This window comes from Jeongeupia sp. USM3, assembly GCF_001808185.1.
Taxonomy (GTDB): domain Bacteria; phylum Pseudomonadota; class Gammaproteobacteria; order Burkholderiales; family Chitinibacteraceae; genus Jeongeupia.
Genome location: NZ_CP017668.1, coordinates 310147 through 334273, shown reverse-complemented (window position 1 = coordinate 334273; position 24127 = coordinate 310147). Strand labels below are relative to the sequence as shown.

At 66.4% G+C, this 24127-nt stretch carries 24 protein-coding genes; 10 read left to right on the top strand and 14 right to left on the bottom strand.

All coding sequences use genetic code 11. From position 1 onward, the window contains the following. Nucleotides 1-36: 36 nt before the first annotated feature. Complete coding sequence (locus BJP62_RS01560) at nucleotides 37-480, bottom strand: DUF3293 domain-containing protein (RefSeq protein ID WP_070525828.1); 444 nt, start codon at nucleotides 478-480, stop codon at nucleotides 37-39. Then, nucleotides 480-1265 carry an inositol monophosphatase family protein gene (locus BJP62_RS01555; RefSeq protein WP_070525826.1) on the bottom strand — a complete coding sequence of 262 codons (786 nt, stop codon included), beginning with the start codon at nucleotides 1263-1265 and terminating at the stop codon, nucleotides 480-482. Before BJP62_RS01555 ends, BJP62_RS01560 begins: the two co-directional genes overlap by 1 nt. Nucleotides 1266-1417: 152 nt before the next feature. Here BJP62_RS01555 and BJP62_RS01550 point away from each other — a divergent pair, with 152 nt between their 5' ends. Next, on the top strand, nucleotides 1418-2215 hold the full coding sequence (locus BJP62_RS01550) for an RNA methyltransferase (protein WP_083300629.1): 798 nt from the start codon (nucleotides 1418-1420) through the stop codon (nucleotides 2213-2215). A gap of 105 nt (nucleotides 2216-2320) precedes the next feature. On the opposite strand, the gene clsB is transcribed toward BJP62_RS01550, so the two are convergent. Both clsB and BJP62_RS01540 read right to left on the bottom strand, forming a co-directional pair. Further along, entirely contained in the window at nucleotides 2321-3484 is a 1164-nt protein-coding gene (gene clsB / locus BJP62_RS01545; protein ID WP_070525824.1) for a cardiolipin synthase ClsB, read from the bottom strand. Further along, a complete protein-coding gene (locus BJP62_RS01540) occupies nucleotides 3481-4257 on the bottom strand; it encodes an endonuclease/exonuclease/phosphatase family protein (RefSeq protein WP_236943641.1) in 777 nt (258 codons plus the stop codon). The genes clsB and BJP62_RS01540 overlap by 4 nt, the downstream gene beginning before the upstream one ends. A 396-nt stretch (nucleotides 4258-4653) precedes the next feature. Here BJP62_RS01540 and BJP62_RS01535 point away from each other — a divergent pair, with 396 nt between their 5' ends. Further along, nucleotides 4654-4851 (top strand): hypothetical protein, encoded by a 198-nt coding sequence (locus BJP62_RS01535; protein WP_070525823.1) that lies wholly within the window; start codon nucleotides 4654-4656, stop codon nucleotides 4849-4851. Nucleotides 4852-4855: 4 nt separating this feature from the next. Here BJP62_RS01535 and nudB read toward each other — a convergent pair whose 3' ends face one another. Next, the gene (gene nudB / locus BJP62_RS01530) at nucleotides 4856-5299 is read right to left on the bottom strand and encodes a dihydroneopterin triphosphate diphosphatase (RefSeq protein ID WP_070525822.1); all 444 of its coding nucleotides are present in this window, start codon (nucleotides 5297-5299) and stop codon (nucleotides 4856-4858) included. Between the two features lie 64 nt (nucleotides 5300-5363). Here nudB and BJP62_RS01525 point away from each other — a divergent pair, with 64 nt between their 5' ends. From BJP62_RS01525 to BJP62_RS01515, 3 genes are read left to right on the top strand one after another with little or no spacing between them, the layout of a single operon-like run. Beyond that, nucleotides 5364-6581 (top strand): aminotransferase class V-fold PLP-dependent enzyme, encoded by a 1218-nt coding sequence (locus tag BJP62_RS01525; RefSeq protein ID WP_070525821.1) that lies wholly within the window; start codon nucleotides 5364-5366, stop codon nucleotides 6579-6581. Continuing rightward, complete coding sequence (locus BJP62_RS01520; protein WP_070525820.1) at nucleotides 6578-7024, top strand: SufE family protein; 447 nt, start codon at nucleotides 6578-6580, stop codon at nucleotides 7022-7024. Before BJP62_RS01525 ends, BJP62_RS01520 begins: the two co-directional genes overlap by 4 nt. A gap of 58 nt (nucleotides 7025-7082) precedes the next feature. Next, nucleotides 7083-7832 (top strand): basic amino acid ABC transporter substrate-binding protein, encoded by a 750-nt coding sequence (locus BJP62_RS01515; RefSeq protein ID WP_070525819.1) that lies wholly within the window; start codon nucleotides 7083-7085, stop codon nucleotides 7830-7832. A 68-nt stretch (nucleotides 7833-7900) separates the two neighbouring features. Here BJP62_RS01515 and BJP62_RS01510 read toward each other — a convergent pair whose 3' ends face one another. After that, entirely contained in the window at nucleotides 7901-8851 is a 951-nt protein-coding gene (locus BJP62_RS01510) for an ABC transporter six-transmembrane domain-containing protein (protein ID WP_070525817.1), read from the bottom strand. A gap of 108 nt (nucleotides 8852-8959) precedes the next feature. Between BJP62_RS01510 and BJP62_RS01505 the strand changes: the two genes are divergently transcribed. Beyond that, on the top strand, nucleotides 8960-9547 hold the full coding sequence (locus tag BJP62_RS01505; protein ID WP_145927061.1) for a TetR/AcrR family transcriptional regulator: 588 nt from the start codon (nucleotides 8960-8962) through the stop codon (nucleotides 9545-9547). A gap of 227 nt (nucleotides 9548-9774) precedes the next feature. Here BJP62_RS01505 and BJP62_RS01500 read toward each other — a convergent pair whose 3' ends face one another. After that, complete coding sequence (locus tag BJP62_RS01500; RefSeq protein WP_070525815.1) at nucleotides 9775-10695, bottom strand: LysR substrate-binding domain-containing protein; 921 nt, start codon at nucleotides 10693-10695, stop codon at nucleotides 9775-9777. 127 nt (nucleotides 10696-10822) lie between these two features. On the opposite strand from BJP62_RS01500, the gene BJP62_RS01495 reads away from it, so the two are divergent. From BJP62_RS01495 to BJP62_RS01485, 3 genes are all read left to right on the top strand, one after another. Further along, a complete protein-coding gene (locus BJP62_RS01495) occupies nucleotides 10823-11428 on the top strand; it encodes an FMN-dependent NADH-azoreductase (protein WP_070525813.1) in 606 nt (201 codons plus the stop codon). Nucleotides 11429-11547: 119 nt separating this feature from the next. Beyond that, on the top strand, nucleotides 11548-11757 hold the full coding sequence (locus BJP62_RS01490; RefSeq protein ID WP_070525811.1) for a hypothetical protein: 210 nt from the start codon (nucleotides 11548-11550) through the stop codon (nucleotides 11755-11757). A 13-nt stretch (nucleotides 11758-11770) separates the two neighbouring features. Beyond that, on the top strand, nucleotides 11771-12331 hold the full coding sequence (locus BJP62_RS01485; RefSeq protein WP_070525809.1) for a hypothetical protein: 561 nt from the start codon (nucleotides 11771-11773) through the stop codon (nucleotides 12329-12331). Nucleotides 12332-12489: 158 nt separating this feature from the next. Here BJP62_RS01485 and BJP62_RS01480 read toward each other — a convergent pair whose 3' ends face one another. Next, nucleotides 12490-14175, bottom strand: a complete 1686-nt coding sequence (locus BJP62_RS01480) for an AarF/ABC1/UbiB kinase family protein (protein WP_070525807.1) — start codon at nucleotides 14173-14175, stop codon at nucleotides 12490-12492. A gap of 156 nt (nucleotides 14176-14331) precedes the next feature. Here BJP62_RS01480 and BJP62_RS01475 point away from each other — a divergent pair, with 156 nt between their 5' ends. Continuing rightward, the gene (locus BJP62_RS01475; RefSeq protein ID WP_070525806.1) at nucleotides 14332-15216 is read left to right on the top strand and encodes a C40 family peptidase; all 885 of its coding nucleotides are present in this window, start codon (nucleotides 14332-14334) and stop codon (nucleotides 15214-15216) included. Here the strand turns inward: BJP62_RS01475 and astE are convergent, their stop codons facing one another. The 6 genes from astE to ppsA all read right to left on the bottom strand — a co-directional run bounded on the left by astE (nucleotide 15217) and on the right by ppsA (nucleotide 23935). After that, entirely contained in the window at nucleotides 15217-16206 is a 990-nt protein-coding gene (gene astE, locus BJP62_RS01470) for a succinylglutamate desuccinylase (RefSeq protein WP_070525804.1), read from the bottom strand. After that, nucleotides 16203-17543: an N-succinylarginine dihydrolase gene (gene astB, locus BJP62_RS01465; protein ID WP_070525802.1), complete on the bottom strand. Its 1341-nt coding sequence runs from the start codon at nucleotides 17541-17543 to the stop codon at nucleotides 16203-16205. The genes astE and astB overlap by 4 nt, the downstream gene beginning before the upstream one ends. Nucleotides 17544-17558: 15 nt before the next feature. After that, nucleotides 17559-19016, bottom strand: coding sequence for a succinylglutamate-semialdehyde dehydrogenase (gene astD / locus BJP62_RS01460; protein WP_070525801.1), 1458 nt, complete (start codon nucleotides 19014-19016; stop codon nucleotides 17559-17561). A 2-nt stretch (nucleotides 19017-19018) separates the two neighbouring features. Continuing rightward, nucleotides 19019-20041 carry an arginine N-succinyltransferase gene (gene astA / locus BJP62_RS01455; protein WP_070525799.1) on the bottom strand — a complete coding sequence of 341 codons (1023 nt, stop codon included), beginning with the start codon at nucleotides 20039-20041 and terminating at the stop codon, nucleotides 19019-19021. A 203-nt stretch (nucleotides 20042-20244) separates the two neighbouring features. Next, nucleotides 20245-21447 carry an aspartate aminotransferase family protein gene (locus tag BJP62_RS01450; RefSeq protein ID WP_070525797.1) on the bottom strand — a complete coding sequence of 401 codons (1203 nt, stop codon included), beginning with the start codon at nucleotides 21445-21447 and terminating at the stop codon, nucleotides 20245-20247. Nucleotides 21448-21532: 85 nt separating this feature from the next. Continuing rightward, entirely contained in the window at nucleotides 21533-23935 is a 2403-nt protein-coding gene (ppsA, locus tag BJP62_RS01445) for a phosphoenolpyruvate synthase (protein ID WP_070525795.1), read from the bottom strand. Between the last annotated feature and the right edge of the window lie 192 nt (nucleotides 23936-24127).

Sequence of the window (24127 nt, the reverse complement as noted above, 5' to 3'; positions counted from 1 at the left end):
CGTATTGATGCGGGGCGACGTACGACGCCCGCACATTCAGATCCGGCCACCGCCCATGACCGGAACACACCACAGCAACTGCGCTGCGCCGCCCAGCTCGCCGAATACGACCGCGTACTGGTCGAAATCGTGACCGAGCTGCGTCGCCCGCTCGGCAGAAACACCGAGGACCAGCGCCGACGACTCCGGCGCCCAGCCCGCATCAAGCGGCTCACCGATGCCGTCGAACCAGGTCACGCCACATTGCGCCAGCGTGTCGGTCAGGTTCTGGTGGCGGGCGCGGTTTTCGTGCTCGCACAGCGCCACCGACCGCGGGTTGGCCGCCGAGACGAAGGCCCACGCAACAACGCCGTGCTGTTGCAGCACGGCGTCCAGATCGGGATGGCGGCGGCCGATGCGCAGGCCCAGCTGCAGCGCCGGCACCACGTAGCGCGTGGCGCGGTAGGCTGCTTCGAGGCGCTGGCGCTCGACCGCGTCCATTACTTGATGTTGTGCTGCTTGATCAGCTGCAGCATCTGACCGAACACGCGCGGCGTGCCGCAGAGCACGTCGCCCGACTCGAGGAATTTCTCCTCGCCCGCGAAGTCGGTCACCAGGCCGCCGGCTTCCTGCACCAGCAGCGTACCGGCGGCGATGTCGACGAGCTTGAGGTCGAACTCGAAGAAACCGTCGAAACGGCCGCAGGCGACATAGGCCAGATCCAGCGCAGCGGCACCCGGGCGGCGCACGCCGGCGGCTTTTTGCGCCATGTCACGGAAGATCGCCATGTAGGCATCGAGATTGTCGAACTTGGTGTACGGGAAGCCGGTGCCGACCAGCGCATCCGACAGGTCGCGCACCTTGGACACGCGGATGCGGCGGTCGTTAAGGAAGGCGCCGACGCCACGCGTTGCGGTGAACAGGTCGTTGCGGTTCGGGTCGTAGACGACGGCCTGAGTGATCACGCCGCGGTGTTCGAGCGCGATCGAGACCGCGTATTGCGGGAAACCGTGCAGGAAGTTGGTGGTACCATCGAGCGGATCGATGATCCACACGTATTCCGAGTTGCCGCGCGCGCCGGATTCTTCGGCGATGATCGCGTGCTGCGGGTAGGCTTCGAGGATGGTTTCGATGATGGCCTGTTCGGCGGCCCGGTCGACTTCGGAGACGAAGTCGTTGTGGCCCTTCTTTTCCGGCTGGATCAGGTCGAGATTGTTCGACGCGCGCTGGATGACGGAGGCGGCACGGCGGGCGGCGCGGACGGCCGTGTTGAGCATCGGATGCATGGCGGGTTCCTGTACGGTTCATCAGCGGATCGACGGGAACGCGGGCCGGAAAGGCCATCAAGCAACGCGATGCAAATTGTCTGCGATCGGGCGCGTGCGCCGGATCCGCCTGTAAAGATCGAAAATCGGCCCCCATTGTAACCAACTCAGTGATGAATCCCAAGACCTCCGGCACCGCGCCGACCGCTCCGCACTCCGCCAACCTCGAAGCCAATCAACAGCTTGCGCGCTTTCGGGTCATCCTCTCGCACACCTCGCACCCGGGCAATATCGGCTCTACCGCCCGGGCGATGAAAACCATGGGCCTGAGCCGGCTCTACCTCGTCAACCCGAAGGAGTTTCCGTCCGAAGTGGCCGTGTCGCTGGCGTCGAACGCGCACGACCTGCTCGACAACGCCGTTGTCGTCGGCTCGATGGAAGAAGCGCTTGCCGGCACGACGCTGCAGGTCGCGATGACCGCGCGCCGGCGCGAACTGGCCCAGCCGTTGCAGACGCCTCGCCAGCTCGCGCCCGAACTGGTCGCCGAAGCCCGGCACGGCGGCGAGATCGCGCTGGTGTTCGGCACCGAGATGAGCGGCCTGACGATCGACGAAGTCCAGCTGTGCAACCGCCGGGTGACGATCCCGACCAACCCGGACTACTCGAGCCTGAACCTTGCGCAGGCGGTACAGGTGCTGTGCTACGAGCTGCGCGCCACCCTGCTCGACGACGTCAGCCACCTCGAAGAACAGCGCAATCTGGCCAGCCATGAGTATGTCGAGCTGTTCTACCAGCACCTGGAAGAAACGCTGACGACGATCGGCTTCCTGCGCCCAAAGGCGCCGAAACGGCTGATGCCGCGGCTGCGCCGGATGTACCAGCGCATCGGGCTTGAACAGGAGGAGGTCGACATCCTCCGGGGCATCCTGCGCGCAACGCTCGAGTTCGACCGCAGAAACAAGGACGAATAGCACGCCGGCACGGCCTGCGAAATTCGGCACCAAACGGACCGAACCGCAGGCGACACGTGCATCGCGGCTGGCCGGCCACCGCCAGCGGGATGGCGCCGACCGCGCTTACTCCAGATAGCGCCGGCCGCCGTAGCCGCTGATTGCCATCAGCACCCGGACGATGCCGTGCGAGATCCACGGCAGGATACGGAAATACCAGCGGCCGCGGCGCAGATCGTCCGGCGCGATCGCCACCGAATCATGGTCGAGCCGGCGCTGCAGATCGTCCCGCAGCGCGCCGGCCAGATCATGGTCGCGCACGACGATATTGGCCTCGCGCGCCAGCAGCAGGCTGAACGGATCGATATTGCTCGAACCGACCGTTGCCCAGTAGCGGTCGACGACCGCAACCTTGGCGTGCATGAACCCCTTGCGGTATTCGTAGATCTCGATGCCGGCCTTGAGGAAGCTGTGGTAGAAGCCGCGACTGGCGTAGTGCAGCAGCGCATGATCGACCCGCCCCTGCAAGAGCAGCACGACGCTGACGCCGCGCTCGGCCGCACGCAGCAAGGCGTGACGGAAGCGGTAGCCCGGCAGGAAGTACGCGTTGGCGATGATGATCTCGTCGCGCGCGGTCTCGATCGCGCGCAGGTACTCCTGCTCGATCGCGTGGCGGTTGCGGAAGTTGTCGCGAATCGCCAGCTTGGCGATGCTCTGCCCGGCCTTCATCGGCTTTGGCGGCGCCGGTAGCGTCCTGGCCCACTCGGGCTGCAGCTGCACCCAGGCGGTATGGCGCCAGACGCGGTCGGCGGTTTCGCGCATCTGCGCAACCAGCGGCCCGTTGACCCTCACCGAGTAATCGTAACGCGGCGCCAGTTCGGGTGAGTCGACGTCGGACAGGATGTTGATGCCGCCGATGAAACCGACCTGGCCGTCGACGACCGTCAGCTTGCGATGCAGCCGCCGGAGCCGCTGGCGGTTGAGCGAGAAGCGTCCCACCTCGGGCCGGAAGAACAGCAGCCGGACGCCGGCGTCGCCCAGCCGCGCCTGCCACCCGGCGGGGAAGTTTCGCGCCCCGAAGCCGTCGATCTGCATCTGCACGCTCACCCCGCGTCGCGCCGCCGCCATCAGCGCCTCGATCACCGCGATGCCGACCGCGTCGGTTTCGAACAGATAGCTTTCCAGATAGATTTCGCGCCGCGCCGATTCGATCGCCGCGATCAGCGCCGGAAAGAAATCGGCGCCGTTGTACAGCAGCGTCAGGTGATTGCCGCGAACGAAATCCGTCATGCCTGCCCTCGGTGCAGGACCGTATACAGCGGCGCATGATCGGACAGCGCCGCCCATGGCGCGCCACTCAGGACGTCGGCGGCCTCGATCTGGAAACCGCGCACGTAGACGCGGTCGAGCGACAGCAGCGGCATGCGGGCCGGAAAGCTCCGTGCCGAATCGCCGTGCAGCGCCTCGAACGCCTCGACGACGCCGAGCTCGTGTCCGAGCAAGCGCGTCGACTCGCGCCGCCAGTCGTTGAAATCACCGGCCAGCACCATCGGGGCGTTCTTCGGAATGCGCTTGCCGATGAAATCGACCAGCATCGCCAGCTGCTTGCGCCGGTCGTGCCCCAGCAGGTTCAGGTGGACGCACAGCGCGTGCAGCGGCTGGTTCCAGTCCGGCAGATCAAGCTGGCAGTGCAGCAGCCCGCGCTGCTCGAAGCGGTGCAGCGTCAGATCATGGTTGTAGTAGTTGCGGATCGGAAACCGTGACAGCAGCGCATTGCCGTGATGGCCGTGCTGATAGTTGGCATTGCGGCCGTAGGCGGCGGTCAGCCCGTCGCCGGCCAGGTACAGGTGCTGGCCTTCGTCGGGCCAGGTTTCGAAGCGGTGCGCGTGCGAGCGGTGTGCGCCCTGCACTTCCTGCAGGAACACGAGATCGGGCGACAGCTTCTTGAGCGCATGCCGCACCTCGTGCACGACCAGCCGGCGATTGAACGCCGACAGCCCTTTGTGGATGTTGTAACTCGCAACGCGCAGCTTGTTCACGATCTGGAGGTCGGCCGCGAACACTCCGCGGCCTGATGCTGGACATGATGTCCAGCTTATCACGCCCGCCCGCCGCACCCCCGCATCACAACAAACCAAGATCCGGCGAATGCCTCAGCCGAGCAGGCCGGCGGCATACAGCAACAACATCAGCACACAGGCAATCAGCGGTGCATTGAACTTGAGCAGCGTGACTGCCATGGCGGAATGCGACGACTGGGCTTTGAGCATGATGGCGCTCCTTTGGCTGGATACGGCCATCGTGCCCGCGCAACCCGGCGCCAACCTTGCGCCCGGTCAAACCCGATAGCGATTTCGCATATCGCCCGCCTGTCGCAACGGCCCCGGCCATGCGGGTAGAATGGGCAAGGGGCAGCCGCCCGCAGATCGCCCTTCGGTTTCAACCAGCCAGGAGTCGATATGGTGTTCGAAGAAAAGCAGCCCATCGAGGGCCTGCACATCAACCTGCCCGTGCGCAAGCGCGACGAGCGCAAGCACACCGACACGACAACGGCGCCGCCACCAGAGGCACGCCGGGTCGACGTGACGCTGCAGAAGCCTTTCGACCATGACATCGGCGATCTGTACGACCCCGACCACCCGCCCGAAAACGACTGAGCGATCAGTGGCCGGTGCGCACCGGCAGCATGCGGATCGCGTCGGCGTTCGATGGCGAGAACACCATTTCCGCGGCCTGCGACCAGTCGACCCAGCGGTAGCGGCCGTGCTCGCCCGGCGACAACGTGACCGGCAGCTCGGCCGGCACCTCGAGCGAGAACACGTGCTCGGCGTTGGTCGTCACGCCGGGCGCGTAGCGGTGGCGCCAGACCTCGTAGATTTCGTACTCGTTGACGCGCTGCCAGTCGTCCAGCCGGTACAGGGCCGCGTCGATACCGGTTTCCTCGCACACCTCGCGCCTGGCCGTCTCCGCCAGCGCCTCGTCGCCCTCGCGGCTGCCGGTGACCGACTGCCACGCATTCGCGAAGTCGCGCCGCTCGATCAGCAGCACCTTGCACTCGGGCGTATGGATCACGACGAGTACGGAAACCGGTTGTTTGTAGGTCATCGCGGCATTATACAATCGCCGTCCGCTTCCACCCCCCTTCCTCAGTCATGAGCAGCGCACGCCGATGAACGCGCCTTTCTCCGCCGCCCGCATCCGCGACGAATTCCCGGTCTTCCGCCATCATCCGGACCTGGTCTACCTCGACAACGCCGCGACGACGCACAAGCCAGCAACGGTGCTCGACGCCGAGCGGACCTTCTACGAAACCGCCAATGCCAACGTCCACCGCGCCGCGCACCGGCTCGGCAGCGCGGCGACCGACGCGTTCGAAGGGGCGCGCACGCGCATCGCCGCGCACCTGAACGCCGCCCATGCCGACGAAATCGTCTTTACCCGCGGCACGACCGAAGCGATCAATCTGGCCGCCTACAGCTGGGGCCGCGCGAACCTGCGCCCCGGCGACGTGGTGCTGCTGTCGACGCTCGAGCACCACGCCAACATCGTACCGTGGCAGCTCGTCGCACAGCAGACCGGTGCCGTCGTCCGGCCGGTGCCGCTCGGTGCCGACGGCCAGCTCGACCCGGACGCTTACCAAGCGCTGCTGGCCCGGGGCGTCAAGCTGGTCGGGCTGACGCAGTGCTCGAACGCCACCGGCGTGCAGCCGCCGCTTGCGGCCATGATCGCCGCGGCCAAGGCCGCCGGTGCAACGGTGCTCGTCGACGGCGCGCAGGGCATCGCCCACGATGGCGTCGACGTGCAAGCCCTCGGCGCCGATTTCTATGCATTCTCGGGCCACAAGGCCTACGGCCCGACCGGCATCGGCGCACTGTGGGCGCGGCGCGAACTGCTCGCGCAGATGCCGCCATGGCAAGGCGGCGGCGAAATGATCGAGCGCGTGTCGTTCGACGGCACGACCTTCGCCGAACCGCCGTTCCGCTTCGAGGCCGGCACGCCGCCGATCGCGCAGGCGGTCGGCCTTGCCGCGGCGCTGGGCTGGCTCGCCAACCTCGACCGCGACGCCCTGCTCGCCCACGAACTGGCGTTGCGCGACCGCTTCGAGGCCGGCCTGGCCGGACTCGACGATGTCCGTATCCTGGGTGCGGGCGCACCGCGCGGCGCGATCAGCGCGCTGACCTTCGACGGCATCCACCCGTACGATGTCGCGCAGTTCCTCGACGGTTACGGCGTCGCCGCCCGCGTCGGCCAGCACTGCGCCGGACCGCTGCACCAGGCGCTGGGCATCGCCGGCAGCCTGCGCTTTTCGTTCGCCGCCTACAACACCGACGCCGACGTCGACACCGCGCTGGCCGCACTGGCATCGACACTGGAGTTGCTGCGATGAGCCATCCGCCCCCGTTCGATCACCCCTTCGGCACGGCGCTCGACCGCAATGCGCTGGCCGAAAGGCTCGAGGCGGCGGCCGGCTGGGAAGCCAGGAACCGGTTGCTGGTCCAGCTGGCGCGCGAACTGCCGCCGCTGCCCGACGCTTTCCGCAACGACGAGTACCGCGTAGCCGGCTGCGAAAGCACCGCCTGGATCGTCACCGGCTGGCAGGACGGCCGGCTGCTCGTCGCCGCCGACAGCGACTCGCGCATCGTCAAGGGCCTGCTCGCGCTGCTGCTGACCGCCTACCACGGCCGCACCCCGGCCGAGCTGGCCGGCTTCGACTTCGAGGCCTGGCTGGCGTCGCTCGGCCTGCAGCGTTTCCTGACCGCATCGCGCGGCAACGGCCTGCGCGCGATGGCCAGAACGATTCACGACGCGATTGCGGAATACTCGCATTGACGCTGTCCTGATGACGCGCGGATGCTTGGGCGGCTAATACCAGAAGGAAATGCCGCCCATGAAATCCGCCCGCTCACTGCTTGCCACCCTGATCGCCTGTGCCGCCATCGCCGCGCCGACCACCGCGCTGGCCCGCACTTACACCGCCGGCGCCGAAGCCACGTTCGCGCCGTTCGAGTCGCTGAACCAGAAGCGCGAGGTCGTCGGTTTCGACGCCGACATCATCGCCGCCATCGGCAAGAAGACCGGCCTCGACATCAAGATGGTCAACACGCCGTGGGAAGGCCTGTTCATGAGCCTGAACAACGGCGACATCGACATCGCCGCGTCGGCGATCACGATCACGCCGGACCGCCAGAAGACCATGGACTTCAGCCAGCCCTACTTCGAAGCGCAACAGCTGATCGTCGTCCCCGAAGGCAGCAAGGTCGCAACCCTGTCCGACCTGAAGGGCAAGAAGATCGGCGTGCAGACCGGCACCACCGGCGACATCGTGTCGCAGAACGCCTTCGGCAAGACCACGCCGGACATCCGCCGCTACGAGAGCATCACGCTGGCGATGCAGGAACTGCGCGACGGCGGCCTGCAGGCCGTGGTCGGCGACAACGCCGTGGTCAAGAACTACCTGAAGAACAACCCGGGCGCGAAGTTCAAGCTCGTCGACGACAAGAGTTTCAAGAAGGAGTACTACGGCATCGCCGTGCGCAAGGGCAACAAGCAGTTGCTCGACCAGATCAACAAGGGCCTCGGCGCCATCAAGGCCGACGGCACCTACCAGACGATCTACGGCAAGTATTTCGGCAAGTAAGCCGAACTCCCCGAAAAAGCCCGGCCTGTGCCGGGCTTTTTTGTCAGCCCCCCCCCGATCCGGCCGGCTCAGCGCGTGCGTGCCGACCCCTCCGGCACCGCCTGCGGGGTGCCGTCGAAGCCCGGACTCACGCGCCGGCCGATATCCCTGAGCCTTGCCATCTGGTCAACCATCGCCGGCGCCTCATCCAGGCTGGTCACGAACGTCCACAGATAGGTCATGACCGCATACACATGACCCGGCGTCACTGCCGGCGTCGTGGCCAGCTGCACGATGGCGAGGGCGAAGAGCAATGCCGCCGCCGTGCCGACCACCAGGAACGCCGAGGCCTCGCGGTCCGAGAGCCAGATCCTCAGCTTCGACAGCACGGTGTAGTGACGCAGCAGGGTCTTCGAGCCGGCTCGCTCGACCATCCGGATTTCGTTCTCGAGCCTGTCATTCAGGCGCTCGTGCAGCGCTTCGTTGCGTCGGGCAAATTTCGGCAGCCTCGTGATGCAAACGAGCAGTGCGGCCGTGCTCGCCAGGCCCAGCCACGGCTCGATGATCAACAGCATGGCTGCCGCGCCGAACATCGACACCAAGGCGGTGGTGATGATCGGCACATGCTTCTCGAAAAAATCCACGAACTCGCGCGCCAGCACGACGCGCGCCGCGGCGGTCGACGTCGGCTGCTGCTGAAGACGCTGGGCAAGCACCACGTCCACAGCCAGGTCGGCGTAGATGCGGGTGAAGGTGCGTGTGTCCATCGCCCGGCGTGCGGCGCCCACCAGCCAGAACGACAGCACCACCGCGGCATACCAGATCGCGCTCGATACATCGCCGCGGATGATGGCGTTCACGGCAAATCCGGCAAAGAGCGGGTAAGCCAGCAGCAGCGCGTTTTCGAGGGCCACCAGTGACAGGGTGACCGACAGTTGCCCCGGATAGGCCTTTGCAATAGCCTTGAGCGTACCGGCAGCCGTCTGCTGGCCGATACCTTGCGCCGGCGCGCAGGAGGCCGATGGAGGAATGCTGTTCATGGATTACACGAAAAAATTGAGCGGTCGCTCAATATTACTTGAGCGACCGCTCAAATCGCAAGAGCGGGTATCCTGCCAATCACGGAACCAACCAGCAGGCACCCCGCTTTGCCGCCATCCAACCGCAAAGACCAGATCATCGACTCGGCCCTGAAACTCTTCAGGACCATGGGCTTCGCCAATGTCTCGACCCGCGACCTTGCCGATGACGCAGGCTTGTCGCGAAGCCACATCTATCACTACTTCGCCGACTGGAACGAGCTTCGCCGGGAAGCGTTCTTGCGGTTTGCCAACGCGCAGCTACAGGAAGTCGGCGCCCTGGTTGCAGGCATGCAGCCGGACGACGCGCTGCGGGCCTTCCTTCGCAACTGCCTGCCCGCCAAGGGCGACGACGCCTGGGTGCTCTGGCTGGATGCCTGGGATGAAGCGATGCACGACCCGGCGCTGGCCAAGACCTACCAGGCCGTGGACGAGCAGTGGCAGCAGATGCTGGCGACATTGATCGACCATGGCGTCGAGGCCGGTGTCTTCCGCTGCAGCTCGTCCAGGCGCGCAGCCAGGCAACTGTTCTTTCTGGCCATTGGCTACGCCAACGACCTGATGCTTCGGCAGTCCGACCAAGCGGCGGCCGAGGCCGAGGCGGAGTTGATGGAGGTCGCGGACCTGCTGCTGGGTACGCACCCCGCGCCGGCCTGATCGCCGCTGGCCGCATCGCTGGCGGGGACTTCATCGACCGGAATCCGCACGGCAGGCCGGGCCGATGCCGGCGCCATTGCATGCGGGATCGAAGCGGATCGGCGACCCGGAGCACGGCATCATCGCCGGCCCCGTGAATGGTTTGCAGCTGACGGAACGGATTTGTCCTGCACGGAGGCTGCCGGCAGGACGCCGCACATCCCCCGCTGCATCAGCGCGTCAGGCGGTCAGCCCCGCGTGTAACGGGCCACATCCTCGTCGCAGATGCGCTCGCCGAGGAAGCCGAGCAACGCCCGCACCGCCGGCAGCAGCCCGCGACGACTCGGGTAGACCGCGTGGACGATGCCCGGAGGCGGAAACCAGTCCGGCAACACCTGGACCAGCGCGCCGGATTTCAGCTCGTCGCGACACATGAAATCGGGCATCAGCGCCATCCCGACGCCACCGACCGCGGCGCTGCGCAGCGTCTGCAGGTCTTCGGCCACCAGCCTCGGGTAATGATTGAACGGATATTCGGCGCCGCCCGGCCCGTTCAGCAGCCACTGCACCCGCCCGTCGCTCTCGCCGGTTGCCACCGTATCGAGCCAGGACAACTCGTCCGGCCCGCCCGGCTGCCCCTGCCGCAACAGCTGTTCGGGGCTGGCGACCAGAATCGTCCGGCTGACGCCGAGTTTCTTGACGACCAGCGTCGCGCTGTCCTGCAGTACCGGGCGCACCCGCAGCGCAACGTCGATGCCTTCGTCGATCACGTCGATCGGCCGGTTGGCGATCAGCAGGTTCAGCCGCACCTGCGGATAACGCGCCATGAACTCGCCGAGCAGCGGCGCCAGCGACCATTGCGCCAGCGTCACCGGACAACTGACCTTGAGCGTGCCGCGCGGCTCGGACTGGATCTCCTGCACCGCCTCCTCGGCGGCCCTTGCCTCGTCGCGGATCGCCAGGCAGTGGCGGTAGTAGCGCTCGCCGGCGTCGGTGAGCGACAGCTTGCGCGTCGTCCGCTGCAGCAACCGCACCCCCAGCCTGGCTTCGAGTTCGGCCACCCGCCGCGACAGCCGCGATTTCGGAATGCCGAGGCTGCGGCTGGCCGCGCTGAAACCGCCCTGTCCGGCGACTTCGGCAAAGAAAAGCATGTCGTTGAGATCGAGCATTGCCCACACCATTGTTCCACCAACAGGACAATGTATCGCATTTTTGCCGGCTTATCGCCGATTGGATGCAAGACCACAATACGTCCATCGCATCAACGCGACCCGACACATTCAGGAGAGTCCCACCATGAAGCTGCTGCACATCGATTCCAGCGTCCTCGCCGACAACTCGGTCTCGCGCCAACTGACCGCCCGCATCACCCGCGAATGGCAAGCCAAGCATCCGAACACCACGGTCGACTATCTCGACCTGGCCCAGGAAGCCCCGAGCCACCTGTCGATCGACTCGCTCGGCTTCCGCCTCGGCGTCGACGCCCAGACCGAGGTGCAGCGCGCCGAGAACCAGCGCACCGAAGCGCTGCTGCAGCAGTTCCTTGCCGCCGACGTCGTCGTCATCGGCGCGCCGATGTACAACTTCTCGGTACCGAGCCAGCTCAAGGCGTGGATCGACCGCGTCGCCCAGGCCGGCCGCACCTTCAAGTACACCGAGAACGGCCCGGTGGGCCTTGCCGGTGACAAGACCGTGATCGTCGCCTCGAGCCGCGGCGGCTTCTACTCGACCAGCGAAGCGATGCGCGCGCTGGACCATCAGGAAAGCTACCTGACGACCGTGTTCGCCTTCTTCGGCATCGACAATGTCCGCTTTGTCCGCGCCGAAGGCATGGGCATGGGCGACGCGGTGAAGAACGAATCGCTGGCTGCGGCAGAGAAGGAAATCGCTGCGCTGGCCTGACCGTCACGCCAGCCCCAACCAGCAGCACACAAAAAGGCCCACGAGGCCGAGACCGGCCGGCGCCAACCCGGCGACCGGCCCAACGCGCCGACCACGCGCAATCACTGGAGCAAAACACCATGAAGAAACTGCTGACCCTTGCCGCTTTCGGCGGCCTGCTGAGCCTGTCGCAACTGGCCAGCGCCGACGCGATGCCGACCCAGTTCGACGGCAGCCGCGCCAACTTCCACACCGCGCCGACCCGCGTCGCCGACGCTGGCGACACCAAGTCGCAAGACCGGCTCGAGTGGCTGCACAAGCAGGCCGGCCCGGGTTCGGCGGCAGGCTGACCGGACCCCGACCATGTCCAACCCCGAAGCGCGCTTCGACAAACGCCAGGTCCAAGCGGCCTGGCGTTTGTTCGACGAGGCCCACCCCCCTTGCGCCAGTGCCGGTCTGATCTACCTGCTCGAGGAATCGGCCGGCCGGCTGCTGCTCGACGGCGGCGAATCGCTGTATCCGGGCGGGCTCTACATCGGGCCGCTGGCCGGCAGCCCCAGCGCGGAATCCGGCCTGGCCATCCGCGGCATCCAGATTTCAACGCCGGCGACCTCGCCCAGACGGCTATGCAGGACGCAGATCCCGGTGGTGACCGCGCCGGGCAGCCGGACCCGGCTGCTGGCCGGGCGCATCGGCCAGTGCGCATCGCCACTGCCGTGGCCGGGCGCATTGCTCGACCTTCACCTCGATACCGCCGCGAGCTGGACGCTGCCCGACGGACACCGCGCCCGCGTCATCGTCATCAAGGGCGCGCTGCAGGACGGCTGCACCCCGGTCGCCGCCGGCGGCGAACACGCCATCGACGGCGCGGCGACCCTCCATGCAGGCTGCCGCAGCCACGCGCTGATCTGGCTCGAAGGGTAATGCCCTGCACGCCACAAAACTTTCGTTTTTTGGCGCGCCTTTTTGTGTGACGCTGCGTTGCCCGTCGTCGCCATGGCTACGGCCATGACGCCGCCTCGCGCCTTGATCCGCACACAAATCCGTCGCCCCTTAACGCACGATTTATCACGTGCAGGGCACTAACGCTCTTCCTTGCCCGACACCCAGATCGAGAACACCAGCCAGATGGTGTTGAAGAAGGCGATCAGGAAGCCGAGGAAACCGAGCGCCGGCAGGCCGAACAGCATGGGACCGCTGTCGACCGTCATCACGATCGACGAACCGATGATCAGCGCGCCGGTGACGATGCCCATCGTCAAGCGGTTGGCGCTCTTGGCCAACTGGCTGCCGAAGCGGTCGAGCCGCTTCAGGTCGAGGTCGACGCGCAGGTTGCCGCGCCGCGCCTGCTTGATCAGCTTGCCGATATCGCGCGGCAGGCCGGCGACCAGGTGGAACGCCTCGTAGAGGCCGTCCTTGCCCTTCTTGTAGAGCGATCGGGGCTGGAACCTCGCCAGGATCACCTCGCGCACGAACGGCGTCAGGTGCGGCACCATCTGGAAACCCGGATCGAGCTGGCGACCCAGCCCCTCCAGGGTGACCAGCGCCTTGAACAGCAAGGTCAGATCGGACGGCAGGGTGATCTCGTGCTCGCGCATCAGGCTGGCGACGTCGCCGAGCAAGGCGCCGAAACGGATGTCCTTGAGCGGCAGGTTCTCGTAGTTGAACATGAACTCGGCAATGTCGATGCCGAGCTTTTCCTCGTCGACGACGGTGTCGCCGGTCCATTCGAGCAGCACGTTGAGGATGCCGTGCTCGTCGCGCTCGGCCAGCGCCGCCAGCAGGTCGACGATCTGGTCGCGGCGCGGATGCGGCAGGCGGCCGACCATGCCGAAATCGAGAAAGGCGATCTTGTTGTCCGGCAGGTACTTGACGTTGCCGGGGTGCGGATCGGCATGGAAGTAACCGTCGATCAGCACCATCTTCAGCACCGCATCGGCGCCATGCGCCGCCAGCACCTTGCGGTCCAGCCCCATCGCATCGGCCAGCGCCAGGTCGTTGCCGGCGACGCCGCCGATCCACTCCTGCACGTTGAGCCGCTCGGACGTGTACGCCCAGTGCACCTCTGGAATCCGGATGTCCGCATTGCCGGCAAAGTTCTGCGCAAACCGCTCCTGATTGCGCGCCTCCGACGACAGATTGAGCTCGCGCCGCAGCGAACGCGCGAACTCGTCGGCAATCTTGCGCGGCTGGTAGCGGCGCGTTTCGGGAAACTCGAACTCCATCAGCCCGGCGATGTGCGCAAGGATGCGCAGGTCGGCCTCGATCTTGGCGGTGATGCCGGGCCGGCGCACCTTGAGCACCACGTCGCGGCCGTCCTTGAGCCTGGCGCGGTGCACCTGCGCGATCGACGCCGCGCCGATCGGCACCGGGTCGAGTTCGTCGAACAACTCGTGCGGATCGCGGCCGAGGATGTCGGTCAGCTCGGGAACGAGCTGGGTGAACGGCAGCGACGGCACGTTGCTCTGCAACTGCTCGAATTCGGCGATCCACTCGGGCGGGAACACGTCGACCCGGGTCGCAAGCACCTGGCCGAGCTTGATGAAGGTCGGCCCCAGTTCTTCCAGCGCCCGCCGCACCCGGACCGGCGCCTCCAGCGCCTCGATCTCGTGGTCGCCGGGCAGGTGCAGCAGGTCGGCGCCGCGTTCCAGCCCTTTGGCAAGCCCGAGCCGGTGCACCAGATTGCCCAGCCCGTGCCGCACCATGACGGTGATGATCTCGCGTACGCGCGGCAGATCGCGCATGACCGAGAAGGTTTCTTTCAACACCGTTGAACTCTCCCTGTGATTGGCATGTCAGCCAGTATGGCGCCACGGCCACGTGCGGTGACCGGCGACGGCCAGACGCCCGCAACGGGCGCCGGCTTACAGCTTCCGAATATTAGGCTTTACAGCTTTTTTGTACATCCGATACATTCCAGACCCATGAAATGGTACCGAATCCCCGCAGCGCTGCTTGCCGGCGCCTGCCTTGCCCTGATGCAGCCCCTCGCCCACGCCGAAGAGCCGCCGGCGGATACCGGCAACTGGAGCAGGTCGTCCAAGGAGGGCGGCGACAACCAGGCCGCCGCGCAGGAACTCCTGCTGCAGGCAATGAGCCTGATCGGCGTGCGCTACAGCTGGGGCGGCAACACCCCCGAGGAAGGCCTCGATTGCAGCGGCTTCATCCGCTATGTATTCCAGAATTCGCTCAACATCACCCTGCCGCGTACCGCGCTCTCGATGTCGCAGACCGGCCAGACGGTGAACAAGGACGAGCTCAAGCCCGGCGACCTGGTGTTCTTCAACACCCTGGGCCGGGCTTTTTCGCACGTGGGCATCTATCTGGGCGACAACCGCTTCATCCACTCGCCGCGCGCCGGCAAGAGCGTTGAAGTCTCGAACATCCAGCAAAGCTACTGGCAGCAGCGCTGGAACGGTGCGCGGCGCATTGCCGGCGCGTCGGGCAGCGGCATCAACATGACGACGCTGCTTGCGTCGGCCGGCAACAGCAAGGCCCGCGCCGTCCCCCGCCCGGCCGCCGTCGCCACCGCCGAGCGCCAGTGCCGCAAGGTCACGACCGGCAAGGGCAGCAAGCGCAAGACGACGACGGTCTGCGAACGCAGCGCCGCCAAGCCGGCCAGCGCCCAGAGCAGCACCAAGCCATCGAGCCGGAAAGCCAGTGCCAAACCGGCAAGCGGCAAGTCGGCCAAGCCTGCGGCAAAGGCGGCAAAAAAACCGGCGGCCAAACCATCGGCCAAATCGTCAACCAAGCCGGCCGGCAAAAAACCGGCAACGGCCACGAACAAACCGGCGCAGAAAAAAACGTAATCAGGCCGGCGCCGCGGGCACCACGATCAGCCCCGCACGCTGGCCGACGGCGACATCCGGATTCGGGAAGACGATCAGCGCACCGGCCTCGTCGACAATCCAGCGCGTCTCGCCATCCTCGGCCAGCAGCATGCCCTGCGGCAACGGCGTGAAGTTGTCCGTCTCGGCGTCGATCAGCAGGCGGAACGCGTCGCTGTGTTTGATGACTTCGCGCGAAACGCGATAAACCGTCACCCCGCCCGCCGGCGGCTCGGGCAGCGCACCCTCTATCAGCCCGCGCAGGTAAGCATCGAGCCGAGACAGATCGACACCCCGGTTCTGGCCGAACGGCATTGCCCGGCCCAGCTCGACGGTAAACGCCGATGCCCCGCAGTAGCGGCTGCTGAACAGCGTGAATGTCGGCGCCGCGGCCGACTGCAGGAGCACGGCCGAAATGCCGGCAAGCCCGAGCCTGGCGATTTCGACCTGATCGAAATCGCACCCCTGCGCCGGCAGCGGACAGATCGCGAATTTCTCGATCAGGCTGCCGTGAATCGCCGTATGCAGGTCGTAGTGCAGCCGCGGCACCGCCCCTCCACCTTGCGAGAAAAAGCGGCCGAGCTGCATTTCCAGCATCGCGGCGCGGCGCGCCTCCGCATCGTCGCCGGCATCGGGCACCCGGCAGAACTGGCGGTTCATGTCCCGCTCGACAAAGCGCTCGCCACGACGCAGCGCCTCGATATTGCCGATGATGAACAGCACGCGGGCACGCGGACGCAACTCGCCCGACAACAGCGCCGAGATCAGTGTATCGACGAGTTCGACCGGTGCCGTCTCGTTGCCGTGAACACCGCACGATATAACGACGTCGAACACCCGGTGTTCGGGCTCGCGCGGCTCGAAGCGAATCACGCCCTCGTCGAGCACCTGCACGTGGGTGCCGTTGGCCTGGCAGTACGGCAAGGCAATTGCGGTGCGCCCTGCCAGCGTTTCGGCAAGAAAACTGTTCATCGGGAACCACCTTCAAGACGTTGAAACGGGTAAATCGAACCGAGTCCGAGCAGCGCCGTCAGCTCATCGAGCGCGGTACGCACTTCGAGCAGCAATTGCGGGTCGGCCAGATCGGCTTCGCTCAGGCGGTCGCGGTAATGCCGTCCGACCCAGCCGGTCAGCGCCTCATATAGTGCCGGCGTCAACCAGATCCCCGGGTGGACCGCTGCGGCCTCGGCATCGGTCAGCGCCACACGCAGTCGCAGGCAGGCGGGTCCGCCGCCGTTGCGCATGCTCTGCTTGAGGTCGTAGACGCGGACATCGGCCAGCGGGCCGTCCTGCGCCAGCAGCGCCTGCAGATACGCCCACACCGCCGGCGTCTCGCGGCACTCCTCGGGCACGACCAGCCGCATCCGGCCACCGCCGGCGTCGAGCAACTGGCTGTTGAACAGATAGCTGCGCACCGCGTCGTCGACGCTGACCTTCGTCGCCGGCACCTCGATCAGCCGCAGACCGCCGAGCTTCGTATCGAGTTCGGCATAGACCGCATCGCGGCCGACAAAGGCCGATTCATGGCAGAACAGCACGTCGAGGTTGCCGACCGAGATCACATCGTTGTGGAACACGCCGGCGTCGATCACGTCGGGGTTCTGCTGCACATAGACGGCATCGCGCACGCCGTGCCGTCGTGCGACCGCCTGGCTGGCTTCGAGCGTCTGGCGCGCCGGGTAGTGTTGCGGTGCCAGCGATCCGCCCCAGTGCCGCTGACCGTAGACGAATAGCTCGACCCCGGCAGCGTCGTAGGCCCTGGCCAGCCGCGTGTGGTTGGCCGCGCCCTCGTCGCCGAAGGCCGGGTGCATTGCCAGCGCCGGGTGATGGGCGAAATGCGAGGCATCGCCGAAGATCGCCTTCAGTGTCCGTCCGGTCTGCTCGTGTTCGATCGCCCGGTGAAACTTGTTCTGCAGGTTGGCGACGCTGAAATGCACGCGGCCGTCCGCGGTATCGCCGGACGGGCTGACCGTCGCGGCGTTGGCAACCCACATCGCCGATGCCGACGACGCGGCCGCGAGCAGTTGCGGCGCCTGTTTCGCCGCCGCGGCCAGCACGCCGGCATCATCGCCACCAAAACCGAAGCCGCGCAGGACATCGACCGCCGGGCGCTCGTGCGGCGGCAGCACCCCCTGCCGGTAGCCCAGGTCGGCGAGCGCCTTCATCTTTGCCAGCCCCTGGAGCGCGGCGGCGCGCGGATTCGCCGGCTGGCCCGCATTGCCGGTCGACGCGACGTTGCCGAACGAGTGCCCGCCGTAATGGTGGGTCGGCCCGACCAGACCGTCGAAATTCGCTTCGCATCCCGCCATGTGTCCCCCTGTCGGTTACAGCGTCACGCCCGGCGGCAGCTGCGCCGGCAGCGCCAGCGTCGGCGCCTCGAGCGAAGCGACCGGATAGGCGCAGTAATCGGCCGCGTAATAGGCGCTCGGCCGGTGGTTGCCCGATGCGCCGATGCCGCCGAACGGCGCGGCGCTCGACGCACCGGTCAGCGGCTTGTTCCAGTTGACGATGCCGGCGCGCGCATCGCGCCAGAAGCGCTGGTAGCGCTCGGCCGAATCGGACAGCAGTCCGGCCGCCAGACCGTAACGGGTCCGGTTGGCCAGCGCGATCGCCTCGTCGAAGTCGCCATAGCGCTGGATCTGCAGCAAGGGGCCGAAGTACTCCTCATCCGGCAGCTCGGCCACGTCACTGACGTCGATCAGCGCCGGCGACAGCAGCGCCGAGCCCGGCCGCAGCCGCTTCAACGGCAGGATCGACCGTGCGCCGAGCGCGACCAGCCTGTCCTGCACCGCCAGCAGCGCATCGGCCGCGGCGTTCGAAATCACTGCCCCCATGAACGGCGCCGGCTCGGCATCCCATGCACCGACACGAATCGACTGCGCCACCGCGGCCAGACGCGCGACCAGTGCATCGCCCCACGCGCCCCGGGGAACGAGCAGCCGCCGCGCGCAGGTGCAGCGCTGGCCGGCCGAGACGAAGGCCGACTGGACGATGTGGTGCAGGGCGGCCGGCACGTCGGCAAGCTCGTCGACGATCAGCGGGTTGTTGCCGCCCATTTCCAGCGCAAGAATCCTGTCGGGCCGGCCGGCAAACTGCCGGTGCAGCGCATAGCCGGTCGCGGCGCTGCCGGTGAACAGCAGACCGTCGACACCGGCGTGCGCGGCAAGCGCAACACCGGTGTCGCGACCGCCCTGCAGCAGCCCGATCACCCCGGCGGGCAGCCCCGCCGCCAGCCACAGCTCGACGGTCTTCTGCGCGACCATCGGCGTCAGTTCGGACGGTTTGAACACGACGACATTGCCTGCGATCAGCGCCGGCACGATGTGGCCGTTGGGCAGATGGCCGGGAAAGTTGTACGGGCCGAAGACCGCCAGCACGCCGTGCGGCCGGTGCCGCAGCACCGCCTGCGCATCGCCCTGCTGGCTCTCGTGCTCGCCGGTCCGCTCGGCATGGGCACGCAAGGATATCTCGACCTTGTTGACCATCGTCGTGACCTCGGTCAGCGCCTCCCAGCGCGGCTTGCCGGTCTCGCGGCCGATCAGCGCGGCCAGCTCGGCCTGCGCACCGCGCAGCATGTCGGCGAACACCCGGACGACGGCGACGCGCTCCTCGATGTCCAGATCGCGCCATGCGGGGAAGGCCGCCCGTGCTGCGGCAACCGCAGCGTCGACCTCGGCGCCGTTCGCCGCCCGCCCCTGCCAGACGATGTCGCCGCTCACCGGGTTGGCCGATGCAAACGCCTCCCCACTGCCGGGCCGCCAGGCCCCGTTGATCAACAGCATGTCTACTCCTTGCTTGAAAGTGGCACCGCACGCACGGGGTCGCCGTCGGCCAGCCCTAGCGCGTCGAGTACGGATTGCGGCAACGGCAGCGCATCCTCGAGCGGCCGGGTGATCGCCAGCGCGCAACGGAAGCCGGCCAGTTGCCGGTTAGACACCAGCCAGGGCACGCCGCCCTTGGGTGCACCGCTGATCGCCAGCGCCTGGAAGCAGGTGCTCTGCCGCACCGCGCGGATGTCGGCGCGCGAACATTCGAGCGTCGGGCCGGCATCGAAAATGTCGATATAGCCCTGGTAGCGAAAGCCCTCGTCTTCGAGCAGCGCGCGCGCAGGCCGGGTCGCCGGATGCACGTCAGCGATCGCGTCCTGCGCCTCTTGCGACAGCAGCATCGTATAGATCGGGTAGCGTGGCATCAGTTCGGCAATGAACGACTTGCTGCCGACATAGGAAAGGAAATCGGCGCGGGCGAAGTCCATCGTGAAGAAGTGCCGGCCCAGGCTTTCCCAGAACGGCGAACGACCGTCAGCGTCCGACACGCCGCGCATTTCGGCGATTACGCGCTCGGCGAAACGCTCGGGAAACTCGGCCATGAACAGAAAGCGGCTTTTCGACAACAAGGCGCCATTGCCGTCGCGGCGCCAGTCCGGGTGCAGGAACAGCGAACACAGCTCGGACGAGCCGGTCATGTCCGACGTCAGGAACAGCGTCGGCAGCTGCTTGTAGATGTCGAGCTCGCGCGACGCGTGCACCGACAGGCCGACCCGGTAGTTGTACCAGGGCTCCAGCATGCCGACCGCCGCCTCGATCGCGGCAATACCGGCCAGCTCGCCATTGCCTTCGTCCTCGAGCGCGAAGAAATAGCCGGCATCGGCCGAGCCGCCTTCGTCGGCAACGGTACGCTCGCTCGCGGCGATCCGCGCGGCCAGTCGCGCCGGATCGGGCTGCAGGGTGGTGACGCCCACGCCGGCGCTGCCGGCCAGCCGGACAACCGCGTCGAGATCGGCATGCGCCAGTAAACGGACTCTCATCGGGTACACCTCCCGATCCCACTGTATGCAGCCACCGTGGCGGCAGCCATTCGGTAAAGCCGCAATGTCCGCCGCAAGCGCGCTGAAAACAAAACCGCCCGGCAAGCCGGGCGGTCAGGGTAAGAGCGTTTCGGGACTAGGTCTTGAATGCTTTCAGCGCGCGAGGCTTGCCCGACGGGTTGTCGCACGCCTCCAGCAAGGGGTCAGGCCTTGAACGCCTTCAGCGCGCGGGCAAAGCGCGCCAGACCTTCGTCGATGTCGGCATCGGCTATCACCAGCGACGGTGCGAAACGGATCACGTTCGGCCCGGCCATCAGCACCATCAGCCCTTCGGCCGTCGCGGCGTTCAGCACGTCCTTCGCCCGCCCCTCGTACTCGGGCTTGAGTGCCGCACCGACCAGCAGGCCAAGGCCGCGGACCGCACCGAACACGTCGAGTTCGGCATTGATCGCCTCGATTCCGGCGACGATGCGCGCACGCTTGGCGGCGACACCGGCCAGCGTTGCCGGATCGTTGATCACGTCGAACACCGCACCGGCAACGGCGCACGCCAGCGGGTTGCCGCCGTAGGTCGTGCCGTGCGTACCGGCCGAGAGGTGCTTGGCCAGGTCCGTGGTCGTCAGCATCGCGCCGATCGGGAAGCCGCTACCGAGGCTCTTGGCACTCGACAGGATGTCCGGCACGACACCGAAATGCTGGTAGGCGAACAGATGGCCGGTCCGGCCCATGCCGGTTTGCACTTCGTCGAAGATCAGCAAGGCATTGTGCTTGTCGCACAGCGCACGCAAGCCCTGCAAGAACTCGCGCGTCGCCGGCAGCACGCCGCTTTCGCCCATGATCGGCTCGACGATCACGCAGGCGGTATCGTCGTCGATCAGGGCTTCGACACTGGCCAGATCGTTGTACTCGAAATGGGCGATCCCTTCCGGACGCGGGCCGAAGCCGTCCGAATACTTCGGCTGGCCACCGACCGACACGGTGAAGAAAGTCCGGCCGTGGAACGAGTTCACCGCCGACAGCACCTTGTGCTTTTGCGGCCCGAAGCGGTCGACGCCGACACGGCGCGCCAGCTTCAGTGCGGCCTCGTTCGCCTCTGCGCCGGAGTTGCAGAAGAACACGCGCTCGGCGAACGTCGCGCCGACGATCTTCTCGGCCAGCGCCAGTGCCGGCTCGTTGGTGAACACGTTCGACACATGCCAGAGCCGGTTTGCCTGCTCGGTCAGCGCGGCAACGGCCACCGGATGGCAGTGTCCCAGCGAGTTGACGGCAATCCCGCCGGAAAAATCGACGTATTCGCGACCGGCCTGATCCCAGACTCGGCTGCCCTGACCTCGGACCGGCACGAAGGCGGCTGGGGCGTAGCTGGGTACCATGTACTGGTCGAAATCGGCGCGGGTCGGTGACATCGGCGTTTCCTTGATCGGGAGTGAATTGGACAGGCGTTGGACAATAAAAAACGGGCCACCGTAGTGGCCCGTTTTTCCGTGACGATCAGTGCGCTTTCTGACCGGCCAGGAACAACCAGGTTTCCATCACGGTGTCCGGGTTCAAGGATACCGTTTCGATCCCCTCTTCGACCAGCCATTGTGCGAAGTCGGGATGGTCCGACGGCCCCTGGCCGCAGATGCCGACGTACTTGTCCAGCTTGCGGCACGCCGCAATCGCCATGCTCAGCATCGCCTTGACTGCATCGTTGCGCTCGTCGAACGACGCCGAAACCGGGCCACCCGAATCGCGGTCGATGCCGAGCGTGAGCTGGGTCATGTCGTTCGAGCCGATCGAGAAACCGTCGAAATGCTCGAGGAAACGCTCCGCCAGCACGGCATTGGCCGGGATTTCGCACATCATGATCAGCCGCAGACCCGCCTTGCCATCCGGACCACCCTCGCCGCGCTTGAGGCCGTTGCGCTCGAGCAGCTCGACCACGCACTGCGCCTCGTTCAGCGTACGCACGAACGGGATCATCACCTCGATATTGGTCAGCCCCATCACGTCGCGAACCTTCTTGACCGCACGGCACTCGAGCTCGAAGCAGTCGCGGAAGCTCTTGTCGACGTAACGCGCCGCACCGCGGAAGCCCAGCATCGGGTTTTCTTCGTGCGGCTCGTACTGCGGACCGCCGATCAGGTTTGCATACTCGTTCGACTTGAAGTCGGACAGGCGGACGATGACCTTCTTCGGCCAGAACGCCGCGCCCAAGGTCGCGATCCCTTCGGCCAGCTTGTCGACATAGAAGTCGACCGCACTGCGGTAGCCGGCGATCCGCTCGTCGATCTGCGCTTTCAGCTCGGCCGGCACGTTCGGGTAGGCGAGCAGCGCCTTCGGGTGCACACCGATCATCCGGTTGATGATGAACTCGAGCCGCGCCAGACCGACGCCTTCGTTCGGCAGCTGGGCGAACTCGAATGCCAGTTCCGGATTGCCGACGTTCATCATCAGCTTCACCGGCGACTCGGGCATCTTGGTCAGCGCGATGTCCAGCTTCTCGAACTTCAGCAGGCCGCTGTAGACATTGCCGGTGTCGCCTTCGGCGCACGACACGGTGACGAGGTCGCCGGTCTTGAGCATGCGGGTTGCGTCGCCGCAACCGACGACCGCCGGCACGCCGAGTTCACGCGCGATGATCGCCGCGTGGCAGGTCCGGCCGCCACGGTTGGTGACGATGGCCGACGCGCGCTTCATCACCGGCTCCCAGTCCGGGTCGGTCATGTCCGACACCAGCACGTCGCCCGGCTGCACCTGATCCATTTCCGACACGTCGCGGATCACGCGCACGGTGCCCTGGCCGATCTTCTGGCCGATCGCACGGCCGCTGGTCAGCACTTCGCCCTTTTCGAGCATGCGGAACTTCGACATCTTGTCGGCGGCGGCTTCCTGCGACTTCACCGTTTCCGGCCGCGCCTGCAGGATGTAAAGCTTGCCGTCGACGCCGTCGCGACCCCATTCGATGTCCATCGGCCGGCCGTAGTGCTGCTCGATGATCAGCGCGTAGCGGGCCAGCTCTTCGACTTCCTCGTCGGTGACCGAGAACTTGCGGCGGTCGGCCGCGTCGACGTCGACGGTCCTCACCGACTTGCCGGCGGCGGCCTCGAGGTCGAACTCCATCTTCAGTGCCTTGCCGCCGAGGTGCTTGCGCACGATCGCCGGACGGTCGGCCTTCAGCGTCGGCTTGTGCACGTAGAACTCGTCCGGATTCACCGCGCCCTGCACCACGGTCTCGCCAAGGCCGTACGATGCGGTGACGAACACCACGTCCTCGAAGCCGCTCTCGGTATCGATGGTGAACATCACGCCGGCGGCGCCCTTGTCCGAACGGACCATGCGCTGGATGCCGGCCGACAGCGCGACGAGCTTGTGGTCGAAGCCCTTGTGGACCCGGTAGGCGATGGCGCGGTCGTTGTACAGCGAGGCGAACACGTGCTTCATCGCGTCGAGCACGTTGGCGACGCCGACGATGTTCAGATAGGTTTCCTGCTGGCCGGCGAACGACGCATCGGGCAGGTCTTCGGCGGTGGCCGACGAGCGCACCGCGACAGTCACGCCTTCGCCAAGCTGCGCATAGTGCTCGCGGATCTCGGCTTCGAGCTCGGCCGGGAACGGCGTCTCGATGATCCAGTCGCGAATCTGCTTGCCCACCACCGCCAGTTGCTTGACGTCGTCGACGTCCAGCTTCGAGACGGCGGCGTCGATGCGGTCGGCCAGGCCGTTATGGGCGAGGAACACCCGATAGGCGTGCGCGGTCGTCGCAAAACCGCCCGGAACGCGGACGCCCTTCTCGGCCAGCTGGGAAATCATCTCCCCCAGCGAAGCGTTCTTGCCGCCGACGTACTCGACGTCGGACATGCGCAGGTGGACAAAATCGATCACGTTGCGATCATTGAGGTAGGCGGTCATCTACGGCCTCGGCTCCACAGAGTTGGTTCGAATGCTTTTAAACTTATGTTGCAATGCGCAAAGGGTTACTGCCATTCTAGGCACGCAGTCCTTGCCGGCTAGTCGGGATATTCCATTACATGCTATCCCGCAATTGGCTGTCAGGATGATGGCCATTTACGCCGAGCAGCAACATTCACGTCCCCGCCTCGC

What these genes read in the sequence shown, in the direction of transcription:
- BJP62_RS01560 (WP_070525828.1), bottom strand. Translation starts at nt 480, where the DNA reads ATGGACGCGGTCGAGCGCCAGCGCCTCGAAGCAGCCTACCGCGCCACG.
- clsB (WP_070525824.1), bottom strand. Translation starts at nt 3,484, where the DNA reads ATGACGGATTTCGTTCGCGGCAATCACCTGACGCTGCTGTACAACGGC.
- ppsA (WP_070525795.1), bottom strand. Translation starts at nt 23,935, where the DNA reads ATGACCGCCTACCTCAATGATCGCAACGTGATCGATTTTGTCCACCTG.
- BJP62_RS01535 (WP_070525823.1), top strand. Translation starts at nt 4,654, where the DNA reads ATGGTGTTCGAAGAAAAGCAGCCCATCGAGGGCCTGCACATCAACCTG.
- astB (WP_070525802.1), bottom strand. Translation starts at nt 17,543, where the DNA reads ATGGCGGGATGCGAAGCGAATTTCGACGGTCTGGTCGGGCCGACCCAC.
- BJP62_RS01500 (WP_070525815.1), bottom strand. Translation starts at nt 10,695, where the DNA reads ATGCTCGATCTCAACGACATGCTTTTCTTTGCCGAAGTCGCCGGACAG.
- astE (WP_070525804.1), bottom strand. Translation starts at nt 16,206, where the DNA reads ATGAACAGTTTTCTTGCCGAAACGCTGGCAGGGCGCACCGCAATTGCC.
- BJP62_RS01515 (WP_070525819.1), top strand. Translation starts at nt 7,083, where the DNA reads ATGAAATCCGCCCGCTCACTGCTTGCCACCCTGATCGCCTGTGCCGCC.
- BJP62_RS01525 (WP_070525821.1), top strand. Translation starts at nt 5,364, where the DNA reads ATGAACGCGCCTTTCTCCGCCGCCCGCATCCGCGACGAATTCCCGGTC.
- BJP62_RS01490 (WP_070525811.1), top strand. Translation starts at nt 11,548, where the DNA reads ATGAAGAAACTGCTGACCCTTGCCGCTTTCGGCGGCCTGCTGAGCCTG.
- BJP62_RS01475 (WP_070525806.1), top strand. Translation starts at nt 14,332, where the DNA reads ATGAAATGGTACCGAATCCCCGCAGCGCTGCTTGCCGGCGCCTGCCTT.
- BJP62_RS01450 (WP_070525797.1), bottom strand. Translation starts at nt 21,447, where the DNA reads ATGTCACCGACCCGCGCCGATTTCGACCAGTACATGGTACCCAGCTAC.
- BJP62_RS01510 (WP_070525817.1), bottom strand. Translation starts at nt 8,851, where the DNA reads ATGAACAGCATTCCTCCATCGGCCTCCTGCGCGCCGGCGCAAGGTATC.
- BJP62_RS01495 (WP_070525813.1), top strand. Translation starts at nt 10,823, where the DNA reads ATGAAGCTGCTGCACATCGATTCCAGCGTCCTCGCCGACAACTCGGTC.
- astA (WP_070525799.1), bottom strand. Translation starts at nt 20,041, where the DNA reads ATGAGAGTCCGTTTACTGGCGCATGCCGATCTCGACGCGGTTGTCCGG.
- BJP62_RS01520 (WP_070525820.1), top strand. Translation starts at nt 6,578, where the DNA reads ATGAGCCATCCGCCCCCGTTCGATCACCCCTTCGGCACGGCGCTCGAC.
- nudB (WP_070525822.1), bottom strand. Translation starts at nt 5,299, where the DNA reads ATGACCTACAAACAACCGGTTTCCGTACTCGTCGTGATCCATACGCCC.
- BJP62_RS01485 (WP_070525809.1), top strand. Translation starts at nt 11,771, where the DNA reads ATGTCCAACCCCGAAGCGCGCTTCGACAAACGCCAGGTCCAAGCGGCC.
- astD (WP_070525801.1), bottom strand. Translation starts at nt 19,016, where the DNA reads ATGCTGTTGATCAACGGGGCCTGGCGGCCCGGCAGTGGGGAGGCGTTT.
- BJP62_RS01555 (WP_070525826.1), bottom strand. Translation starts at nt 1,265, where the DNA reads ATGCATCCGATGCTCAACACGGCCGTCCGCGCCGCCCGCCGTGCCGCC.
- BJP62_RS01550 (WP_083300629.1), top strand. Translation starts at nt 1,418, where the DNA reads ATGAATCCCAAGACCTCCGGCACCGCGCCGACCGCTCCGCACTCCGCC.